This window comes from Streptomyces sp. NPDC048291, from assembly GCF_043201715.1.
Classification (GTDB): Bacteria; Actinomycetota; Actinomycetes; order Streptomycetales; family Streptomycetaceae; genus Streptomyces.
In genome coordinates this window covers 227,844-244,858 of sequence record NZ_JBICZC010000010.1, presented here as the reverse complement: position 1 = coordinate 244,858, position 17,015 = coordinate 227,844, and the positions used below count along the sequence as shown (strand labels likewise).

Sequence of the window (17,015 nt, the reverse complement as noted above, 5' to 3'; positions counted from 1 at the left end):
TCGCCGCCCGGCCCGCGTTCCCTGCCGGTCGCCGGTCAGCCGGCGTGGCCGTCCGAGCGCTTGCGGTGCAGGCTGAAGGTCTCGAAGACCGACAGGTCGCCGTTCGGCTTGTTCACGTTGTAGTACGTGACGTGCATCCGGGTGGTGTCACCGGGGTGCCGGCCGGGGTCGACGGTGAACGCGGCGAAGCCGTAGGGGTGTTCGACGTCCCGGACGCCGACCCACACCGCCTTCTCCTGTACGTAGGTGGAGGTGCGCTTGCCGTTCGAACCGGCGGTCGACGAGACGGCGGTGATCACCTTGCCGGTGCCGTCGTTGAAGAACTTCTGGTTGGTGGTGCCCGAGACACCGCCGCCGCCGAGGATCATGTGCACGGTGCCCAGGTTGGCGTCGATGTCGTCGGTGGCCTGGGAGACCGGGTTGGGGGTCAGCGTCTCGCTGCCGTTCACCACGCCGCGCACGGCCAGCGAACGCTCGTAGTTGTGCTCGTGGCCGCAGAGCACCAGGTCGACGCCGTACCGGTCGAAGAGCGGGCCGTACTTCTCGCGCAGGCCGAGGTCGGCGCCGTTGGCGTCCGAGGAGCTGACCATGACCTGGTGCATGGCCACGACCACCCAGTCGACGTCCTTCGAGGAGCGCGCCGCCTTCAGTTCCTTCTCCAGGAACGCGAGCTGGCGGCCGCCGGAGTAGCCGCTGATGTAGATGTCGCCGCCGTCCTGGAGGCAGTTGTCGTCGTTCTGCAGCACGATGACCCGCACCGAACCGGCCGTGAACGCGTACCACAGGCCCGCGAGTTCGGCGTCGGTCTCGGTGGAGGGCAGCGAGAAGTACGCCTGGTAGGCGCCGAGGCCGAGCGGGCCGTTGGCCTTCTCGATCTCGTGGTTGCCGGCCGCCGGCATCCAGGGGCGGAAGCGCGCCGAACGGGTGTTGTTGGTGAAGAAGTTGTTCCAGGTGCGCACCCGGTCGACGTCCAGGTTGGCGTAGCAGAGGTCGCCGTTGAGGAGGTGGAACAGCGGGGCGACCTGCTCGATGCCGGTGACGATGTCCTTCGTCGCGGGCGTGGAGTTGGCGTCCAGGCCGACGCTGCCGTCGGCCGCCCAGGTGACCTGGGGGGCGGACTGGTCGCCGAAGCTGGTGAAGGTGACGGGCCGGCGTCCCTGCGGAGCCGTGCGGAACGTGCCGCTGTCGGGGGTCGCCCCCTCGTGCGTGGCGAGGTAGAGGTAGTCCGTGTCCGGGGTGAGCCCCTTCAGGAGGGCGTGGTGGACGTAGACGGTACGGTTCGAGGTGCCGTCGAGGTAGGTGACGGTCTGGGCCTTCTTGCTGGAGCCGAAGCCGTGCTCCAGGGTGCCGTAGCGCACGACGGGCTTGGTCACCGGACGGTCCGTGATCCACGACACCGTCATCTGGGTGCGCGGGTCCGCCCCGAAGGTCAGGTGCAGGCCCTGGACGGGGGGCGTGCCGGAGGAGTCCGCGGTGAGGTGGAAGGCCGGCGCGGCGAGCGGGGCGGCCTGTGCCGTACCCGCCCCCAGCAGGCCGGGGGCGGCCGCGCCCGCCCCCGCGGTACCCAGCAGGCCCAGCGCGTGCCGGCGGCTAAGTCCCTCCGGGCCCTCCGCCGATCTGTCCTCTGTCGACTCAGTGTGTGTGGTCATGACGCCCTCCCGACGAGCAGCTGTGCAGACGACGACCGCACCCTTGCCCAGCCCAACTGCTGTCGCATGAACACCACATGACCACCTGGCCATCACATGTCGGTCATCGGGGCGCCCGGACCGACACCTGCCCGTGCCTTTACCGGCCGCTGCCCCGCCCTTGACCTTCGGGGGCGTCGGCGACCCGGCCGGGCGGGCGCCGGCCGGGGCCGGACGGGCTTGTAACATGCTGGTCCGACCCTGGAGGACATGGATGCGCGCCGGTGACCACGCCGACTCCCTCGACCGGGCGACGCAGGAGTTCGTCGCGGCGCGTCCGCAGCTCTTCGGCATCGCCTACCGGGTGGTCGGCAGCGCGGTGGAGGCCGAGGACATCGTCCAGGAGGTGTGGGTGCGGTGGCAGCGCACCGACCGCACCGGCGTGCACGAGCCGACCGCCTTCCTGGCGACGGTGACCACCCGCCTTGCGATCAACTTCACGCAGTCGGCCCGGGTGCGCCGGGAGTCGTACGTCGGGCCCTGGCTGCCCGAGCCCGTGAACACGAGCGCGGATCCGCAGCTGGGCGCCGAGCGGTCGGCGGCGCTCGACCTGGCGGTGCTCTTCCTGCTGGAGAAGCTGAACCCGGTGGAGCGGGCCGCGTACGTGCTGCGGGAGGCGTTCGACTACACCTACCGGCAGATCGCGGACATCGTGGAGACCAGCGAGGCCAATGCCCGCCAGCTGGTGAGCCGGTCCCGCAAGCGGCTGGCGGCGGAGCGCCGGGAGCCGGTCGGCTCCGCCGAGCACCGGCGCTTCCTCGAGGTGTTCCTCGCCGCCGCGCGGCACGGCGACCTGTCGGTGCTGGAGAAGGTCCTCACCGAGGACGTGGTCAGTTACACCGACGGGGGCGGCATGCGCGGGGCGTCGAAGATCCCGGTGTCCGGGCTGCCGCACGTCTCCCGGTACCTCGTCGCCTTCGCCCCGCGGTTCTGGCCGCAGGCCCAGGTGCGGTGGGTCGAGGCCAACGGCAGGCCGGCCGTCCTCGTCTCCGCCTCGGGAACCGCGGTGGCTCTGCTGACCGCCGACATCTCGGCGCGCGGGATCGAACGTCTCCTGTGGGTGATGAGCCCCGCCAAGCTGGCTCCCTTCGTGGCCTCGCTGGACGGGTGACGCACCCGTTCTCCGGCTTTCCCGGACCGCGTGTCACACACGCGGAGGCTGCCCGGTCTCTTGTGATGGAAGCACCAGAGAGATCCCGAGAGGAATTCCGTCATGAAGGTCGTAGTGATCGGTGGCACCGGACTCATCGGCTCGAAGCTGGTCCGCAGGCTCGCCGAGCAGGGCCACGAGGCCGTCGCCGCCGCGCCGAGCACCGGCGTCAACACGTTGACCGGTGAGGGCCTGGCCGAGGCCCTGGCGGGCGCCACGGTCGTGGTCGACGTGTCCAACTCCCCCTCCTTCGAGGACCAGGCCGTCATGGACTTCTTCCGTGTCTCCACGGCCAACCTCCTCAAGGCGGAGGCCGACGCCGGCGTGCGGCACCACGTGGCGCTGTCCGTGGTGGGCACCGACCGGCTCCAGGGCAGCGGCTACTTCCGGGCCAAGCAGGCCCAGGAGGAGCTGATCGAGGAGTCCGGCATCCCCTACTCCATCGTCCACGCGACCCAGTTCTTCGAGTTCGCGAAGGGGCTCGCCGACGGGGTCACCGTGGGCGACACCGTGCGGCTGCCCGCCGGGCGGATCCAGCCCATGGTCTCCGACGACGTGGCCGAGGCCGTGGCCCGCGCCACGGTCGGCGCCCCGGTGAGCGGGGTGGTGGAGACCGGCGGCCCGGAGAGCTTCGAACTGGAGGAGTTCATCCGGATTGCGCTCACCGCCCAGGACGACCCCCGCAAGATCGTCACGGACCCGCAGGCCACGTACTGGGGTGCCGAGCTCCAGGAGGACACGCTGGTGCCGGGCCCGGACGCGGAGCTCGGCGAGACCAGGTTCGCCGACTGGCTCGCCGGACAGAAGTAGCGCAGGATCCGCGGTTCGGCGACCGCCGGATTCCGCGACCGGACGACCGTCCATGACCATCCGTGTCCGTCGCCGTCCGGCGCTGTCCGGCGCTGTCCTTCGCTGTCCTTCGCTGTCCTTCGGTCTAGGACGCGCCGACCAGCACCATGGTGACGCACAGGGCCATCGCCGCGGTGACCAGGAGCATCGCGGTCAGCGTGCCGCGCAGCCACCGGCCGAAGCGGGCGTGGTGGCGCTGTTCGACCGCGCTGACGCTGGCGGCGATGTGCTCGGTCACCATGTGGGCCACGTAGGCCTGTTCCTGGAGGTACCAGCGCTCGATGTCCGCCTTCTGCTCCTGGGTCAGCCCCGGTTCCCGTGCGACGAAGGCCGAGACGCGCCGGCGTGCCGCTCGTAGATGGGCCTGCTGGTACAAGAAGTCCTGGATGTCGGTCAGGCCGCGGGCGGCCTCCTCGCTCGTGTCCATGGTGTGCTCCACAGGTGAGGCGGCGGCTGTCCGGCCGGTCGCTGTGGTGCTCGGGCGCGGTGTGCGCGCGTCAACGCCGAGAGGGAGAGCAGCGCGCACGAACGTATCGAGCCGGGACTGGTCGGAGCAGGCGGTCTCGCAAACGCCGTGGTGAGAGCAGGAACAAACGGTGCGAACGTCCAGCGTGACAAGTTCCGCACGCGGTCGCAAGGGTGTCGGCACCATGGGATACGGCGTGCCCCGCGGACTACGTCGGTTGACGGAATCGATCACGCCGTACCACGCCTGGCTCTCCTCGCGCGGCCGCGACGGTCGGCCGCGCCGGAGGAGAGACCATGACCACGGAACCGAGGAATGTCGTTCTCGTCCACGAAGGCTTCGTGGACGGGTCCGGGTGACAGGGGGTGTACGACGCCCTCAGGGAGGACGGCTACCAGGTCACCGTCGTCCAGAACCCGACGCTGTCCCTGGAGGGGAACGTCGCCGTGGCGCGGAAGGCCCTCGACGCGCAGGACGGTCCGGCCGTCCTGGTGGGGCACTCCTACGGCGGTGCCGTGATCTCCGAGGCGGGCAACCACCCGAAGGTCGCGGCGCTCGTGTACGTCGCCGCGTTCGCGCCCGACAAGGGCGAGTCGGAGAGCTCCCTCATCCCCGACCCGCCGCCCGGCGCTCCGGTGCCGCCGGTCCTGCCGCCGCAGGACGGTTTCCTGTTCCCGGACCGCGAGAGGTTCGCGGACTCCTTCGCCGGTGACGTGCCGGCCGAAGTGGCGGCGTTCATGGCCGACTCGCAGGTGCCGTGGGGTGTCGACGCCCTCGGCGGCGCCGTGACGGAGCCCGCTGGCAGGTGAAGCCGAGCTGGTACCTGGTCGCCACCGGCGACAGCATGATCCCGCCGCCGGCGCAGCGGGCCATGGCGGAGCGGGCGGGCGCGCAGGTCGTCGAGGTGTCCGGCAGCCACACGGTGTACGTCTCGAAGCCCGCCGAGGTAGCCGCACTGATCAGGCGGGCGGCACGGGGCCGGCCCCGCTTCCTCCGACGAGCGGCCGGGATCCGGCCCGGCGGCATCGTCCCGGCGTAGGGTACGGGCGTCGGTGAGGAGACGTGCACGGACGGTGCCGGTCATCCCCCGGCGGGGTCGGCGAGGCGGCTGGTCGGGCGTGAGTACGACCTCGGTGTGGTCCGGGGTTTCATCGACGAGGCCCGGGACTCGGGCGGCGCGCCGCTGCTGTCCGGGGACACAGGTGTCGGCAGGACGGTGCTGCTGGACGCCGCCGCCGGGTACGCCCGGGACATGGGCGTGCGGGTCGTCCGTGCGGCCGGTGTGGAGTTCGAGAGCACGGTGGGTTTCGCGGGACTGCATCAGGTCCTGCGTCCGCTGCTCGCCGGGCTCGGGCGACTGTCCGAGCCGTTTCGGGGTGCGCTGAGTGTCGCGCTGGGGCTGGCTCAGGGGGCGCCCTCCGACCAGTTGCTGGTGTCGAACGCGGTGCTGACGCTGCTCGTGCAGGCTGCCGGGGAGCGCCCGCTGCTGGTGGTCGTGGACGACCCGCCCTGGCTGGACCGGGCAAGTGCCGTGGTGCTGGGCATCGTCGCCCGCCGTCTGAACGGCGGCCGGGTCGGTCTCCTCGGCGCGTACCGGGCGGAGGAGGGGACCTTCTTCGAACGCGGCGGGGTGCCCGACCACCACGTACGGCCGCTCGACGCGACCGCGGCGGCGGTGCTGATCCAGGACCGTTTCCCGGCGCTGGCGCCGCGGGTGCGGGAGCGGCTGCTGGCCGAGGCGCAGGGCAACCCAGGGGAAGCGGTCCTCGCGAGGAGCCGTGCGCGAGCGGGCGCGCCGCGGTGGGAAGCCGTCTCGTCCCGTCCTTGACGCCGCGTCAGCACAATCCTGACGCGGGGCTGAAGGGGCGCGTGGGACGAGGGATCCGGTCGGCGGAGGCCGGCCCAGGAGCAACGCCTGCACCAGGGTGCGGTGTTGGTGAACTCCGCCTTCCGTGCGCCATGTCGTCGGCTTCGCGTCGCTGATCGATCTGCGTCGCGCCTCCCGTGCGAGTGTCCCGCCGGCGGTACAGGGCAAGTTCGACGGCCGCTCCCCGGACCGGCCTCGGCATTGTCTTGACCGACCGCATGAGGTCCGTGACCGTTGGGATGGTTTGACCAGGTCAGTGGCACAGTCGAATGAGGGGCGGCGCCGTGGGAGTCACGCAGTCGGACACGGAAGTAGTGATCGCAGGGGCCGGCCCGACGGGCTTGATGCTCGCCGGCGAACTGCGCCTGGCGGGCGTCGACGTGGTGGTGGTCGAACAGCTCGCGGAACGGACGGGGGAGTCACGGGCCGGCGGAATGCACTCCCGCACACTGGAGGTACTGGACCAGCGCGGGATCCTGGACCGCTTCCTCGCCGTCGGACAGCTGACGCCCGTGGGGCACTTCTCCGGCCTCTGGCTGGACTTCGACGGGATGGAGTCCAGGCGCCCGATGCCGCTGATGCTCCTGCAGGACGTCATCGAACGGCTGCTGGAGGAGTGGGGCGCCGAGCTCGGCTCCCGGGTGCGCTGGTCGTCCGCGGTGAACGGGATCCGGCAGGACCGGGACGGCGTGACGGTCGAACTGCGTACGGCGGAAGCGGATCCGGCAACGCTGCGGGCTCGCTACCTGGTGGGCTGCGACGGTGGGCGCAGCACGGTCCGCAAGCTGTCGGACATCGGCTTTCCCGGCACGCCGGCGACCATGACCGCGCTGCTCGCCGATGCAGAACTTCCCGATCTCCCCGAGGACTTCATCTTCATGCGGCGCTGTGCGGGCGGTCACTTCTCGGCGCTCGCCCTGGAGCCGGGCTGGCACCGGGTGATCACGTCCGAGTACGACCGCGTCGCGGACCGCGACGAACCCGCGACGTTCGACCAGGTACGGGAGTCGCTGATCAGGCTCGCGGGCACCGACTTCGGCATGCGCAGTCCCCGGTGGATATCCCGGTTCGGTGACGCCGCACGGCAGGCGGACCAGTACCGCAGGGGCCGGGTGCTGCTCGCCGGCGACGCGGCCCACATCCACTACCCGGCCGGCGGGCAGGGGCTGAACCTCGGCGTGCAGGACGCGGTGAACCTCGGCTGGAAGCTCGCCTCGGTCGTCCGGGGCCGGTCGCCGGAGAGCCTGCTGGACAGCTACCACACCGAACGCCACCCCGTGGCGGAGGGCGTTCTCCACAACACCCGGGCGCAGGCGGCCCTCGCCCGCCCCGGTGCCCAGACGGACGCACTGCGCGAGGTGTTCGGCTCACTCATGGTCTTCGACGACGTGAACCGGTACCTGCGTAACGCGATCACCGCACTGGACATCCGGTACCCGGTGGACGGCTTCCACCCGCTGGCGGGCCGCAGGGTTCCCGATGCCGACCTCAAGACGCCTGACGGCACCACCCGTGTGTACGAGTTGCTGCACGCCGCCCGGCCCGTGCTTCTGGACCTGCGGGGAAGTGCCGAGTTGGCGACCGCCGCCGGGGGCTGGGCCGAGCGTGTCGATCTCGTCGAGGCGCGGAGCGAGGACGACCACTGGGCCGTCCCGTCCGTCGGCGAGATTCCCGCTCCTGCCGCGCTCCTCATCCGCCCCGACGGTCACGTCGCCTGGGCGGCCGACACCGGCGCGCTCGACACCGTGGCCCTCCGAACGGCCCTCGCGACGTGGTGCGGCCCGGCCTGATGCCTGCCGGGGAAGGGTGACGAGGCGGAGATCGTCGGCGGCCGCGGCTGCCCGGTGGCTACGGGGCGGGCTCGGTGCAGTACTCGGCGTTCACGAGGGGAAGCACGGTCTCCGCTCCCCAGTCGGCGTTGTAGTCGAACGCAAGCTGGTGGCGGCCGTCCTCCGTGGTGGCGGCCAGGGTCAGCCATCCCGGCACGGCCCCGTCGTGGTACCAGAGAACGGTGCCGCAACCCAACTCGAAGCGCTCGATGCCCAGCCCGTAGGACGCACCGGGGAAGTCGGGATTGGCGACGGTGGTCTTCATCTCCTTCAGCTGTCCCGGCGGCAGCAGCTTCCCGCGCATCAGGGCACCGTAGAACCGGTTCAGATCGCGGGCGCTGGAGACGAGATCGCTGCTGCCCCAGCCCTGGGACCCGTTCATCTCGGTCACGTCGTCGACCCGCTCCGGCTGCGACGGGAAGAGCTTGGAGTATCCGCGACTGCTCGGCCGCGGCAGTCGGACACTGCTCCCGGGGTAGGACGTCGCCTCGAGCCCCAGGGGTTCGATGATGCGGTCGCGTACCTCGTCCTCGTACGGCCGGCCGGCGATCTTCTCGACGATGAGCGCGGCCAGGACGTCGTTGGTGCTGGAGAACGAATGCCGTGCACCGGGCGCGAACAGCGGCTCGTGGGAGAACGCGACCTTCAGGCGCTGCCCGGGTGTCAACGTGTCGTACCGGTGCCGGAGGAAGCCGTCGCCTTGCAGGTACGTCTCCCCGTACTCCTTGTCGGCGAGGTAGTCGAAGAGACCGCTGGTGTGGTTCAGGAGCTGCCGTACGGTGATCCTGCGGCCGTCGTTGCCGTTGCCGGTCACCAGGCCTGGCAGGTGACGCTCCACGGAGTCGTCGAGACTGAGCCTCTTCTCCGCCTCCATCTGCAGGAGGACGGTGGCAACGAAGGTGTCGGAGATGCTGCCGACCCGGAACCGGTCGTTCTTCCCACGCGGCGCACCCGTCTCTCGGTTGCCCACACCTGACGCCGTTCGCCAGACCCCGTGGGTGTCGCGCGTCTGGACGGTGATGCCAGGGACGCCCGCCCGTACCGCGGCGTCGATCGCGCGCTGCGTCGCGCTGTGGTCGACCGGCGTGGGGGCACCGTCCCGCGACACCGGGGCGGGACTCGTGAAGGCGGTGATCGCTGCCACGACGGCCCCCATGGCGACCACGCCGGCTCTTGCTCTCGTCCTCATCGGCATTCCGCACTCCTGGAAGTTGCCCGATCGATCCGGATCGCACTGGCAAACGGCGGACCTCGGGATTATGACGGGATAGCAGGGGGGACTCCGTGCGTCACGGCCATTCCCACCGGGGAATATCAACCTGTGGATCGACCGAGACCCGACCCACGACAATGCAATCAGCCCCTGGTTCAGGCGCACGCATTCAACGGCTGAATTAATTCTGTTTCATTGCACCTGCGGCAATATCGAGTCATGATGACAACCCCGATTGTCCCGTCGACAGGACAGCACGTCGACCGCGCCGACTATTCGCCGCGACCCTGCAGCGACGCTCGCCCCCCCCCTGCCGCACATTCACCGGCCTCCGCACACCACGAAAGGTGAGTGCTCTATGTTTGTCCCCAGTCAGTACCGGGAACCGGATGTTTCGTGGATGACCGATCTGATGCACGAGAATCCGCTGGCCCTACTGGCAAGCAATGGAGCTCCTGCCGACGGACCCTTCGCCACCCATCTGCCGGTCATCACGGACCCCGAGTGGAGGGGAATTCCCGCCGCGGATCTCGTCGGCCTGCCCTTGCTGGGGCACATGAACCGAGCCAATCCGCACTGGGCCGCGTTGACCACCGGATCAATGGCCCTGCTGACTTTCACAGGACCGCACGCCTATGTCTCCCCCACTGTCTACGGCATTACGCCGGCCGCCCCGACATGGAATTTCACCTCGGTGCACGTCCACGGCACCATGGAAAAATTCGACTCGGTGCACGAAACGCTGGATGTCGTGCAGGCGACGGTGCGGGCGTTCGAGGACCGATTCGGCGACAGCTGGGACATGACCGAATCCCTGGAATACTTCCGCAGGATAGTGCCCGGCGTGGGCGCTTTCCGGGTCCGGGTGACCGGGGCCGAGGGCATGTTCAAGCTCAGCCAGGAGCAGAGCACCCCGATTCGGGAGCAGGTGGCACGGTCGTTCGCGGGTCGCGCCTGCACCCGCCACATGCAGACGGCCCGTCTCATGAACCGCCTCACGTGACCGCCCGGCCCGTACCACGGGGTCCGCGCCGCTTCGTCTGCGGACCCCGGCACCGTCTCCGCCTCCGCGCCGGCCCGGTCCGCCTGCCTCCGGCGCGGCTCACCGCATGCGGGTGCCCCTCATTCGAGGGGCACGTGCCGGTCGACCTCTTTCAGTACCTGGCTGGCAGCGGCGTCGAGTGTGGACGTCACCCACTCCCCCAACTCGGTGCCCGCATGTGCCGCGGCTCTATGCCACCACTGGAGCCGGTTGTCGGGCACGGCGAGCCGACGCGTCGCCGCCGCGCTCATCTGCTCCGAGCCGTTTTCACGCTCGGCCCGGAGGGCGTTGCGCAGTTGCTTGGTGTTCCACTTCATCCTCTCGGCACGATCGAGCCAGTCCTCCTGCTCCTCGACGGGCAGCGACGCCAGCTCGGCGTGGTGCTGGAAACTGAGTTCGGGCCGCCGCCTTTCCAGCTCGAACCGCCTGGAGACCCAGGCGTAGTTGCGCAGCGTCTGGTACTGCAGGCCGGCCGCACGGATGCCGCGCTCATAACGGTCGGCGTATTGGTCCTTACCGTAGATGAGCCAGTCTCCGAGCCACCAGGACGAGGAGTTGAGCAGTCCGGAGAGCTGACGGCCGGCGCGTTCCCACTCCTCGAAGGCGAGGCCCACGGGTATGTGCAGTCCGACCTTCGTGGTGAGCACCTGATCGCGCCGTGATTCCGTCCCGCCGGCCTTCCGGCTTCTCGACGCGGTATCCGCAGTCCTGCCGAATATCAGCACTTGGGAGTCTCTGTGGTCGCCTACCTGATTCGTCATCACGCCTCCGCCGCAACGCGCCTATAAACCGGGTGGGTTCGCGGTCGCTCCCGATCGAATACAGAAGCGTTCACCCCCTCCTTTGCACCTACGTGCCCCGCGCGATGGCCACTGCCGTCGAGGAGTTACAGGCAACCCCAAAGAACCGTTGACCGCAAGGTTCCCAGTTGAGGTAGAGATGGCCGGCCTCCGCGCTCCGAGTAGAACCCGACAACGTTTCCCGATTCAAGGATCTTGCCATCACCAAAGACTACTTTGCGGAGTTCAAAAGCTTAATGAAATCTTAGCGGCCCAGTTCACCGAATGGCGTGATTTGAGTACGCGCAGCGGGCCGGCACCGTCCAACAGCGGTCACTCCGACCGAGCCGGGCCCGTCTTCGGCCTGAGCCGGTCACCCTCTGAGCAGCACGACCGGCCGCGAGGGCAACCCTACGGCCCCCTGGGCGCACTCCTCGTGCCCGAAAAGGACTGCTGAAATCCGGCCACTGCGCACTCGCACCCTGCCCGGAGGCTGCGTACCATTCGGGGCGCAGAGGTGAATCAGCCGACCTCAGAGAGTGGCGCGATGTCGGAGGTGCGCCCTACACTCCCTCCAACGCTCAGTAACCCCGGGGGAGTTATTGCGGCATGGACACTGCCCAATCAGACACTTCGTCGACGTCACAAGGCGCGGCCTACGCAAGCGGTTCTGAATTAACGTTGGACCATTACAGCCGAACGATCTTCAAGAGCCTGCGCCGAATCGACCAACGGAACTGGGCTCACGCCTATCTGAAAGGGCTTCTCGTCACCTCCGGCAAGAAGTCGGTCCGCCGGCTCGCCACCGCCGTGTCCCAGGACCCCTCCGCCGTGCAGTCGCTGCGGCAGTTCGTCAGTCTCAGCCCCTGGGACTCCGAGGACGTCATGGAGGAGCTCACCCGCTGGGTGGCGGGCCACCGGCCGGCTCCGGTCTGGTCCATCGGCCGCGCGGTTCTCCCCAAGCGCGGTGACCGTTCGGTGGGCGTCCACCGCTACTTCGACCCGTCCTCGCGCCGTACGCTCAACTGCCAGCTGGGACTGGGCGCCTTTCTGTGCGTGGGCTCCGCGCAGATTCCCGTCGACTGGTTCCTGCACTTACCCGCCGTCTGGATGCACGACTCCCAGCGGCGCAAGGACGCCCGCATTCCCGACTCCGAGCGGTACCTGCCCCTGTGGGCACACACCCTCCGGCTCGTGGACCGACTGTCGGAGCGCACGGACGCCACCTCCCCCATCGTCCTCGTCGACCTCAGCGACGAACCCGAGGTGGGACACCTGCTGCGCGAACTCGCCCACCGCCGTCGTGACTTCGTCATCGCGATACCGCCGCAGCTGACGGTCCTGCAGGCCGGCGAGGGGGTCGCCGCGGGGCCCGTCAGCGCAAGAGCCCTGGTCCTCAGGGGCAGCCAGGATACGGCCGTCGTCTCGCTCCCGGACGGGCAGCAGCCCATGACCCAGCTCCAGACGTCACTGGTCCGTCTGCCGTCCGGCTCCCAAGGCCGCTCCCCCGGCCCGCTCTACCGGCTCTTCACCGAGGTGGCCCGCGACCGTGCGCCGGGCACGCTGTGGCTGACGAACCTCACCCACCACACCGTCGCAGAGGTCGGCGCGATCAGCGGTCTGCAGAGGGGGACCATGGACGTCGTCGCCTCCCTGGAGCAGGATTTCGGGCTGCAGGACTTCGAGGGACGTTCGTTCCTCGGCTGGTACCACCACATGGCCCTCGTCTCCGCCGCGTACGCGTTCCAGCGGCTGCACGGACGCGGCTCCGTGCCGTCCCGCGGCACGGCCCGGCGGGCGCCCTGACGCCCTCCGCGGGCCATCAGTGCGCGCAGGCCTTGGCGATCCGCGCGGTCCCGTTCACGACCGGTGTGAGGTCCGGGGTCCTGTCACCGTCGTCCACGGACTTCTGCACATTGTCCAGGGCCTTCTCCATGTCGTCGACGCCGGCGACCACGTCCTTGTCATGATGTTTGGCCCGGAGGTCCTGGAGGTTGCTCCTGACCCTGGCGATCGATTTGTCGGCACTCTCCGGGTACAGGACCGAGTCCTTCAGCGCCTCCCCGAGTATGCCCACGCTCTCGGAGAGCGCATCGGCCGCCCGGACGCAGTTCACCGCGTCGTCCGATTCACATGCGGCAAGACCGATCGTCGCGGGGACGACCATGAGAACGACGCCGAGGACGACGGAAGCGCGGTGGCGACGCACGACCATGAGAGGCTCCTCCCTGGTTCGGTGGTTGAACGCACGGACACGCCTGTGCACACGCATGTGTGAGAACGCGTCCCGGTCCCGCGAGGTTGCCGCGCATCGCACCAACTCGACATATTTAACGGGAACTTGACGGCCAGTCACCTGCGGTGCGCGTTCGTCGGGCCCCGGGCGTCACCCCGTGGCGCTCCCGGCACGCAGGTCACGCAGCCCTGCGGCTATCACCTCGATGCCTCTGGCGATGGCGTGCTGATCGGAGGTGATGCTGATCCGGAAGCACTGCCGGGGGTGCCGGTCCAGGGCCCGGCTGTGCTCGGCGTCGGTGAAGAAGTACCTTCCCGGTACGACGAAGACGCCCCTGCGCTTGAGCGACTCGTACAGACTCAGGTCGTCGAACCAGTCCTCGTCGATCCAGACCCAGCAGAACATGCCGCCGTCGGCGGCGTGCAGGTGCCAGGAGACGTCCGGCGGCAGCGTTGCCGCGAGCAGGGCCTCGACGTACTTCCGGCGCTCGGCGTAGTAGGGGCCGATGACCGACGCGACCAGGGTGTCGAGCACATCCGACCGAAGCGCCTGGGCCAGCGCCGACTGGACCAGCTGGGGAGCGTGCAGCACCGAGTTGGACAGGAACGAGACGATCGGGTCGATGTACTGCTCAGGGGCGACGGCAAAGCCCAGGCGCTCACCCGGAAGGCCCGCCTTCGAGACGGAGAAGACGTTGATGACGCGGTCGTCCCACACCGGTTTCATCGACGGTCCGCCGATGCCGGGGAACGGAGCACCGTAGGCGTTGTCGACCACGAGCGGTACGTCGCGAACTTCGGCGGCCGAGATGAGCCGCCGGATCTCGTCCTGCGACGCGCAGCGGCCGGCCGGGTTGCTGGGGCTCGACAGCAGCAGGAGCCCTGCGTCGTCCAAGCGGTCCAGGGCGCTGAAATCGAAGAGGTAGCGGAACGACCGCTCGCCCTGGAGCTGCAGCAGGGGCTCGACTCCCTTGATTCCGCCCGTGGTCAGGGAGAGGCCCTGGTACCCGGTGTAGTCCGGGGTCAGCGGCAGGATCAGCCGGGTGTCACGGGTCGCACCGGCTCCGGTGAAGAGGGCCGCGGCGACGAAGCAGAGCATCTGGCTGCCGGGCCCCACGACGATGTTGCCCGGCCCGATGCCCCAGCCGTAGTGCCTGTTGAAGTAGTCGGCGATCGCCTCGACGAGTTCCGGCAGTCCGCGGGACGGCCCGTACCTGCAGCTGACCTCCCCGAAACCGGCGACCAGCGCCTCGGCCGTCAGCCGGTGCCAGGTGTCCATGACCTCGGGTATGGCCGCCGGATTTCCTATGCCGAGGTTGAGCCACTCCCTTCCGTCGGCGGAGCCGGTGGTGGTGGCGATGTCCTCCATGATGAGCCGTAGGCCGGACAGACTGGCCATCTTGGTTCCGGATCGGGACAACTGCACGGAGTGGCGTCCTCTCCCAGGTCTGCGGGACGGTCAGTCGGCGGCCGGAGTCTGCGCGACGTGGGGCGGGTGGACCTCGACGAAGGGCAGGATCTCGCGGAAGCGCAACACGGTGCCGTGGCAGTAGTTCGCGTTGTGCTCCAGGCTCCGCTGCGGCATGTAGGGCATCTTCTGCCGGGCGTGGTGGTTGACGTGCAGGGTGACCCGGCCGGATCCGGCATCGGTGAGGGCGTCGGCGTCGAGCATCTCGCGCTCCGCCAGCAGCCCCGCCAGCTCAGGGGAGACGTCCACGATGAAGGTCTCGGCGTCACCCAGCCCGTGCACGGTGATCTCGGTGAACTCGTACCTGGGCACGCTCACCGGTTCCCGGTAGATGTAGGGCCGTGCGATCAGGTCCATCTCGAACGCCTGCCGGGCCATCGGGTCGGACCACCACTCCTGGGCGGTGACGTAGTCGGCCAGCAGCGCGTCGAACTCCTCACGGTGGGTGCTGAGGATCATGTGTCCGATCTTGCCGCTGAGCAGCACGTCGTAGTTGGTCAGATCGGCCAGTGACGTGCTGATCAGCCGGAGCACCTCGGACTCCGTCCGTTGCCGGAGGTAGCGCGCGACGTCGGCGAACAGGTCGCCGTAGGAGATGACGCCGGCCGCGTCGAGGTAGCCGGAGAGCAGGAAGAGACCGCGCATGTTGTAGGTGGTGTGCATCGCGTTGTACAGCCAGTACGCGTCGCGGCACTCCTCCTTGGTCACCCAGTTCGTGGCGACCACGACCTCCGCCTCGGAGACGTCGCTCGGCACCGGCTCCGTGGTCAGGCCGTACTCCTCCACCTGGTGGTACATGGGCGTGTTGTGCAGGAGCAGCTGCGGGTAGACGATGACGGTGTCGGCATAGGACCGGCACAGCTTCGTCAACCCGTCCTGGAACGACTCGGAGGTCTCGCCCGGGAGGGGCCAGATCAGTTCCACGTAGGAACTGATCTGCTTTTCCCTGAGCGTGCGCTGCAGTTCGACGAAGGTCTCTTCACGGATGTTGGACCGATCGATGAGCTTGAGGGCCTCGGGATTCAGCGTCTGGAGCGAGATGGGCTGAGTCACCATCAGGTCGCCGCGCACGAATATCTCGGTGATCTGGGCCATGCGTTCGGGCCGGTTCTTCGTGGCGGCCATGTACACGACGAGCGGGTAGCCGAACTCCTTCTTGCGCTCGACGATGTGCTCGGTCATCGCCACGTCGCGGGGCGACTGCCCCCAGTTGGCGTCGGCGATGAAGAGTCCGGAGAGGCCGTTCCGGGCGATCCAGTCCAGCTCGGCCCTGATCCGTTCCTCCTCGAACTTGATGACCTTCGAGTTGGTGGCCGCGCCCCAGTAGCAGAACGTGCAGCGGAAGGGACACCCGCGGTTCGTCTCCAGGATCCCCATGCTGAACTCGCGGCCGTCGAAGACGCCGGTGAGGAAGGGGGAGGGAATCTCCATGAGATTGCTGATCCGCGGCGCGGCTTCCGTGGTGACGAGCTCGCCGCCGGACCAGAAGCTGATGCCGGGGACCTTGTGCAGGTCGGGCGTCGCGCTGTTGAGCTGCCTGAACAGCTCCACCGACGTCCGCTCCCCCTCGCCGTTGCACACGTAGACGTTGGCCGGGGCATCCGCCAGATAGGTCGCGGCGTGGTTCATGACCTGCGGGCCGCCCAGCAGGTAATGGGCGTCCGGCTGGCGCTCGCGCAGTTCCTTCAGCAGCCAGCTGACCAGCCTCATGTTCCAGATGTAGCAACTGAACGTGTAGACATCCGCGTACTTCCCGGCCAGTTCCTCCAGCAGCTTGTGCCGGTCGTCGGTCACCGGGTACGAGACTATTTCGAAGGCATGGGAGGCCCCCACCTCGATGTCCTCCTGCGCGCACGCCTGGATGTAGCCGGACGCCAGCGGCAGGATGTTCTCGTAGGTGGGAATCTCGACGAGTACGACCTTTCTACGCTCCTGGTTGCCGTTCCCGGTCCTTGTCGGGATGCTTTCGATGAGCATGGTGGACCTCCCGCCCCGAGTTCTGAGCCGCTGTGTCGTCGATCCGTGCGAGTGTGCAGGCCGGTCGCAGGCCTTTCAGGACGCGGACGGGCCGGCGTCGCGATCCGCCCACATGTCGATGCGTGCCGCCAGTTCGGCGAGGACGGGTGTGTCGATGAGCACCCGCACCGTGAAGTCGATGTTCCAGACCCGGCGGGCTTCGAGCACCACCTTGGTGGCCAGCAGCGAATCCCCGCCGAGGCCGAAGAAGTCCTGGTCTCGCCCGACCTTGTCCAGCTTGAGGACGTCGGCCCAGATCGTCGCCAGCCGACTTTCCGTCTGCGTCTCGAAGTCGCCTACCATTTGATACCCCTGTCTGCGGTGGCGTCCTGGCCACACTCGGCTCGCCTGCTCGGGCGGACACCGTCCTGCCCGGGTCGCCCATGCGTTCATGCGTCCGTCGGACGGCGTGG

General features: G+C 68.9%; 14 protein-coding genes and 1 pseudogene. 7 read left to right on the top strand and 8 right to left on the bottom strand.

Annotation, left to right across the window (positions count from 1 at the left end; genetic code table 11):
* Positions 1-35 precede the first annotated feature (35 nt).
* Positions 36-1,649 carry a purple acid phosphatase family protein gene (locus ACGF5O_RS27275; RefSeq protein WP_393812501.1) on the bottom strand — a complete coding sequence of 538 codons (1,614 nt, stop codon included), beginning with the start codon at positions 1,647-1,649 and terminating at the stop codon, positions 36-38.
* Between the two features lie 253 nt (positions 1,650-1,902).
* Here ACGF5O_RS27275 and ACGF5O_RS27270 point away from each other — a divergent pair, with 253 nt between their 5' ends.
* Positions 1,903-2,799 carry an RNA polymerase sigma-70 factor gene (locus ACGF5O_RS27270; RefSeq protein ID WP_393812500.1) on the top strand — a complete coding sequence of 299 codons (897 nt, stop codon included), beginning with the start codon at positions 1,903-1,905 and terminating at the stop codon, positions 2,797-2,799.
* A 102-nt stretch (positions 2,800-2,901) separates the two neighbouring features.
* Positions 2,902-3,648 (top strand): SDR family oxidoreductase, encoded by a 747-nt coding sequence (locus ACGF5O_RS27265; protein ID WP_393812499.1) that lies wholly within the window; start codon positions 2,902-2,904, stop codon positions 3,646-3,648.
* Between the two features lie 124 nt (positions 3,649-3,772).
* Here the strand turns inward: ACGF5O_RS27265 and ACGF5O_RS27260 are convergent, their stop codons facing one another.
* Positions 3,773-4,114, bottom strand: coding sequence for a hypothetical protein (locus ACGF5O_RS27260; RefSeq protein ID WP_393812498.1), 342 nt, complete (start codon positions 4,112-4,114; stop codon positions 3,773-3,775).
* A gap of 404 nt (positions 4,115-4,518) precedes the next feature.
* Between ACGF5O_RS27260 and ACGF5O_RS27255 the strand changes: the two are divergent.
* The 3 genes and pseudogenes from ACGF5O_RS27255 to ACGF5O_RS27245 all read left to right on the top strand — a co-directional run bounded on the left by ACGF5O_RS27255 (position 4,519) and on the right by ACGF5O_RS27245 (position 7,810).
* Positions 4,519-5,192, top strand: a pseudogene (locus ACGF5O_RS27255) (alpha/beta hydrolase).
* Between the two features lie 96 nt (positions 5,193-5,288).
* Positions 5,289-5,981, top strand: a complete 693-nt coding sequence (locus ACGF5O_RS27250; protein ID WP_393812497.1) for an AAA family ATPase — start codon at positions 5,289-5,291, stop codon at positions 5,979-5,981.
* A gap of 308 nt (positions 5,982-6,289) precedes the next feature.
* Positions 6,290-7,810, top strand: coding sequence for an FAD-dependent monooxygenase (locus tag ACGF5O_RS27245; RefSeq protein WP_393812496.1), 1,521 nt, complete (start codon positions 6,290-6,292; stop codon positions 7,808-7,810).
* 58 nt (positions 7,811-7,868) lie between these two features.
* Here the strand turns inward: ACGF5O_RS27245 and ACGF5O_RS27240 are convergent, their stop codons facing one another.
* Complete coding sequence (locus ACGF5O_RS27240) at positions 7,869-9,038, bottom strand: serine hydrolase domain-containing protein (protein ID WP_393812495.1); 1,170 nt, start codon at positions 9,036-9,038, stop codon at positions 7,869-7,871.
* Positions 9,039-9,420: 382 nt separating this feature from the next.
* On the opposite strand from ACGF5O_RS27240, the gene ACGF5O_RS27235 reads away from it, so the two are divergent.
* On the top strand, positions 9,421-10,065 hold the full coding sequence (locus ACGF5O_RS27235) for an FMN-binding negative transcriptional regulator (RefSeq protein WP_393812494.1): 645 nt from the start codon (positions 9,421-9,423) through the stop codon (positions 10,063-10,065).
* Between the two features lie 119 nt (positions 10,066-10,184).
* On the opposite strand, the gene ACGF5O_RS27230 is transcribed toward ACGF5O_RS27235, so the two are convergent.
* Positions 10,185-10,865, bottom strand: coding sequence for an LmbU family transcriptional regulator (locus ACGF5O_RS27230; RefSeq protein ID WP_393812493.1), 681 nt, complete (start codon positions 10,863-10,865; stop codon positions 10,185-10,187).
* 699 nt (positions 10,866-11,564) lie between these two features.
* Between ACGF5O_RS27230 and ACGF5O_RS27225 the strand changes: the two genes are divergently transcribed.
* Complete coding sequence (locus tag ACGF5O_RS27225; protein ID WP_393812492.1) at positions 11,565-12,689, top strand: transposase; 1,125 nt, start codon at positions 11,565-11,567, stop codon at positions 12,687-12,689.
* Between the two features lie 16 nt (positions 12,690-12,705).
* Here the strand turns inward: ACGF5O_RS27225 and ACGF5O_RS27220 are convergent, their stop codons facing one another.
* The 4 genes from ACGF5O_RS27220 to ACGF5O_RS27205 all read right to left on the bottom strand — a co-directional run bounded on the left by ACGF5O_RS27220 (position 12,706) and on the right by ACGF5O_RS27205 (position 16,905).
* Positions 12,706-13,098, bottom strand: a complete 393-nt coding sequence (locus ACGF5O_RS27220; protein ID WP_393812491.1) for a hypothetical protein — start codon at positions 13,096-13,098, stop codon at positions 12,706-12,708.
* Between the two features lie 171 nt (positions 13,099-13,269).
* A complete protein-coding gene (locus ACGF5O_RS27215; protein WP_393812490.1) occupies positions 13,270-14,544 on the bottom strand; it encodes a valine--pyruvate transaminase in 1,275 nt (424 codons plus the stop codon).
* Between the two features lie 33 nt (positions 14,545-14,577).
* On the bottom strand, positions 14,578-16,563 hold the full coding sequence (locus ACGF5O_RS27210) for a B12-binding domain-containing radical SAM protein (RefSeq protein WP_393812489.1): 1,986 nt from the start codon (positions 16,561-16,563) through the stop codon (positions 14,578-14,580).
* A 75-nt stretch (positions 16,564-16,638) separates the two neighbouring features.
* Positions 16,639-16,905 (bottom strand): phosphopantetheine-binding protein, encoded by a 267-nt coding sequence (locus ACGF5O_RS27205; RefSeq protein WP_393812488.1) that lies wholly within the window; start codon positions 16,903-16,905, stop codon positions 16,639-16,641.
* Positions 16,906-17,015 lie beyond the last annotated feature (110 nt).

What these genes read in the sequence shown, in the direction of transcription:
- ACGF5O_RS27265 (WP_393812499.1), top strand. Translation starts at nt 2,902, where the DNA reads ATGAAGGTCGTAGTGATCGGTGGCACCGGACTCATCGGCTCGAAGCTG.
- ACGF5O_RS27205 (WP_393812488.1), bottom strand. Translation starts at nt 16,905, where the DNA reads ATGGTAGGCGACTTCGAGACGCAGACGGAAAGTCGGCTGGCGACGATC.
- ACGF5O_RS27270 (WP_393812500.1), top strand. Translation starts at nt 1,903, where the DNA reads ATGCGCGCCGGTGACCACGCCGACTCCCTCGACCGGGCGACGCAGGAG.
- ACGF5O_RS27210 (WP_393812489.1), bottom strand. Translation starts at nt 16,563, where the DNA reads ATGCTCATCGAAAGCATCCCGACAAGGACCGGGAACGGCAACCAGGAG.
- ACGF5O_RS27235 (WP_393812494.1), top strand. Translation starts at nt 9,421, where the DNA reads ATGTTTGTCCCCAGTCAGTACCGGGAACCGGATGTTTCGTGGATGACC.
- ACGF5O_RS27260 (WP_393812498.1), bottom strand. Translation starts at nt 4,114, where the DNA reads ATGGACACGAGCGAGGAGGCCGCCCGCGGCCTGACCGACATCCAGGAC.
- ACGF5O_RS27240 (WP_393812495.1), bottom strand. Translation starts at nt 9,038, where the DNA reads ATGAGGACGAGAGCAAGAGCCGGCGTGGTCGCCATGGGGGCCGTCGTG.
- ACGF5O_RS27220 (WP_393812491.1), bottom strand. Translation starts at nt 13,098, where the DNA reads ATGGTCGTGCGTCGCCACCGCGCTTCCGTCGTCCTCGGCGTCGTTCTC.
- ACGF5O_RS27275 (WP_393812501.1), bottom strand. Translation starts at nt 1,649, where the DNA reads ATGACCACACACACTGAGTCGACAGAGGACAGATCGGCGGAGGGCCCG.
- ACGF5O_RS27245 (WP_393812496.1), top strand. Translation starts at nt 6,290, where the DNA reads ATGAGGGGCGGCGCCGTGGGAGTCACGCAGTCGGACACGGAAGTAGTG.
- ACGF5O_RS27230 (WP_393812493.1), bottom strand. Translation starts at nt 10,865, where the DNA reads ATGACGAATCAGGTAGGCGACCACAGAGACTCCCAAGTGCTGATATTC.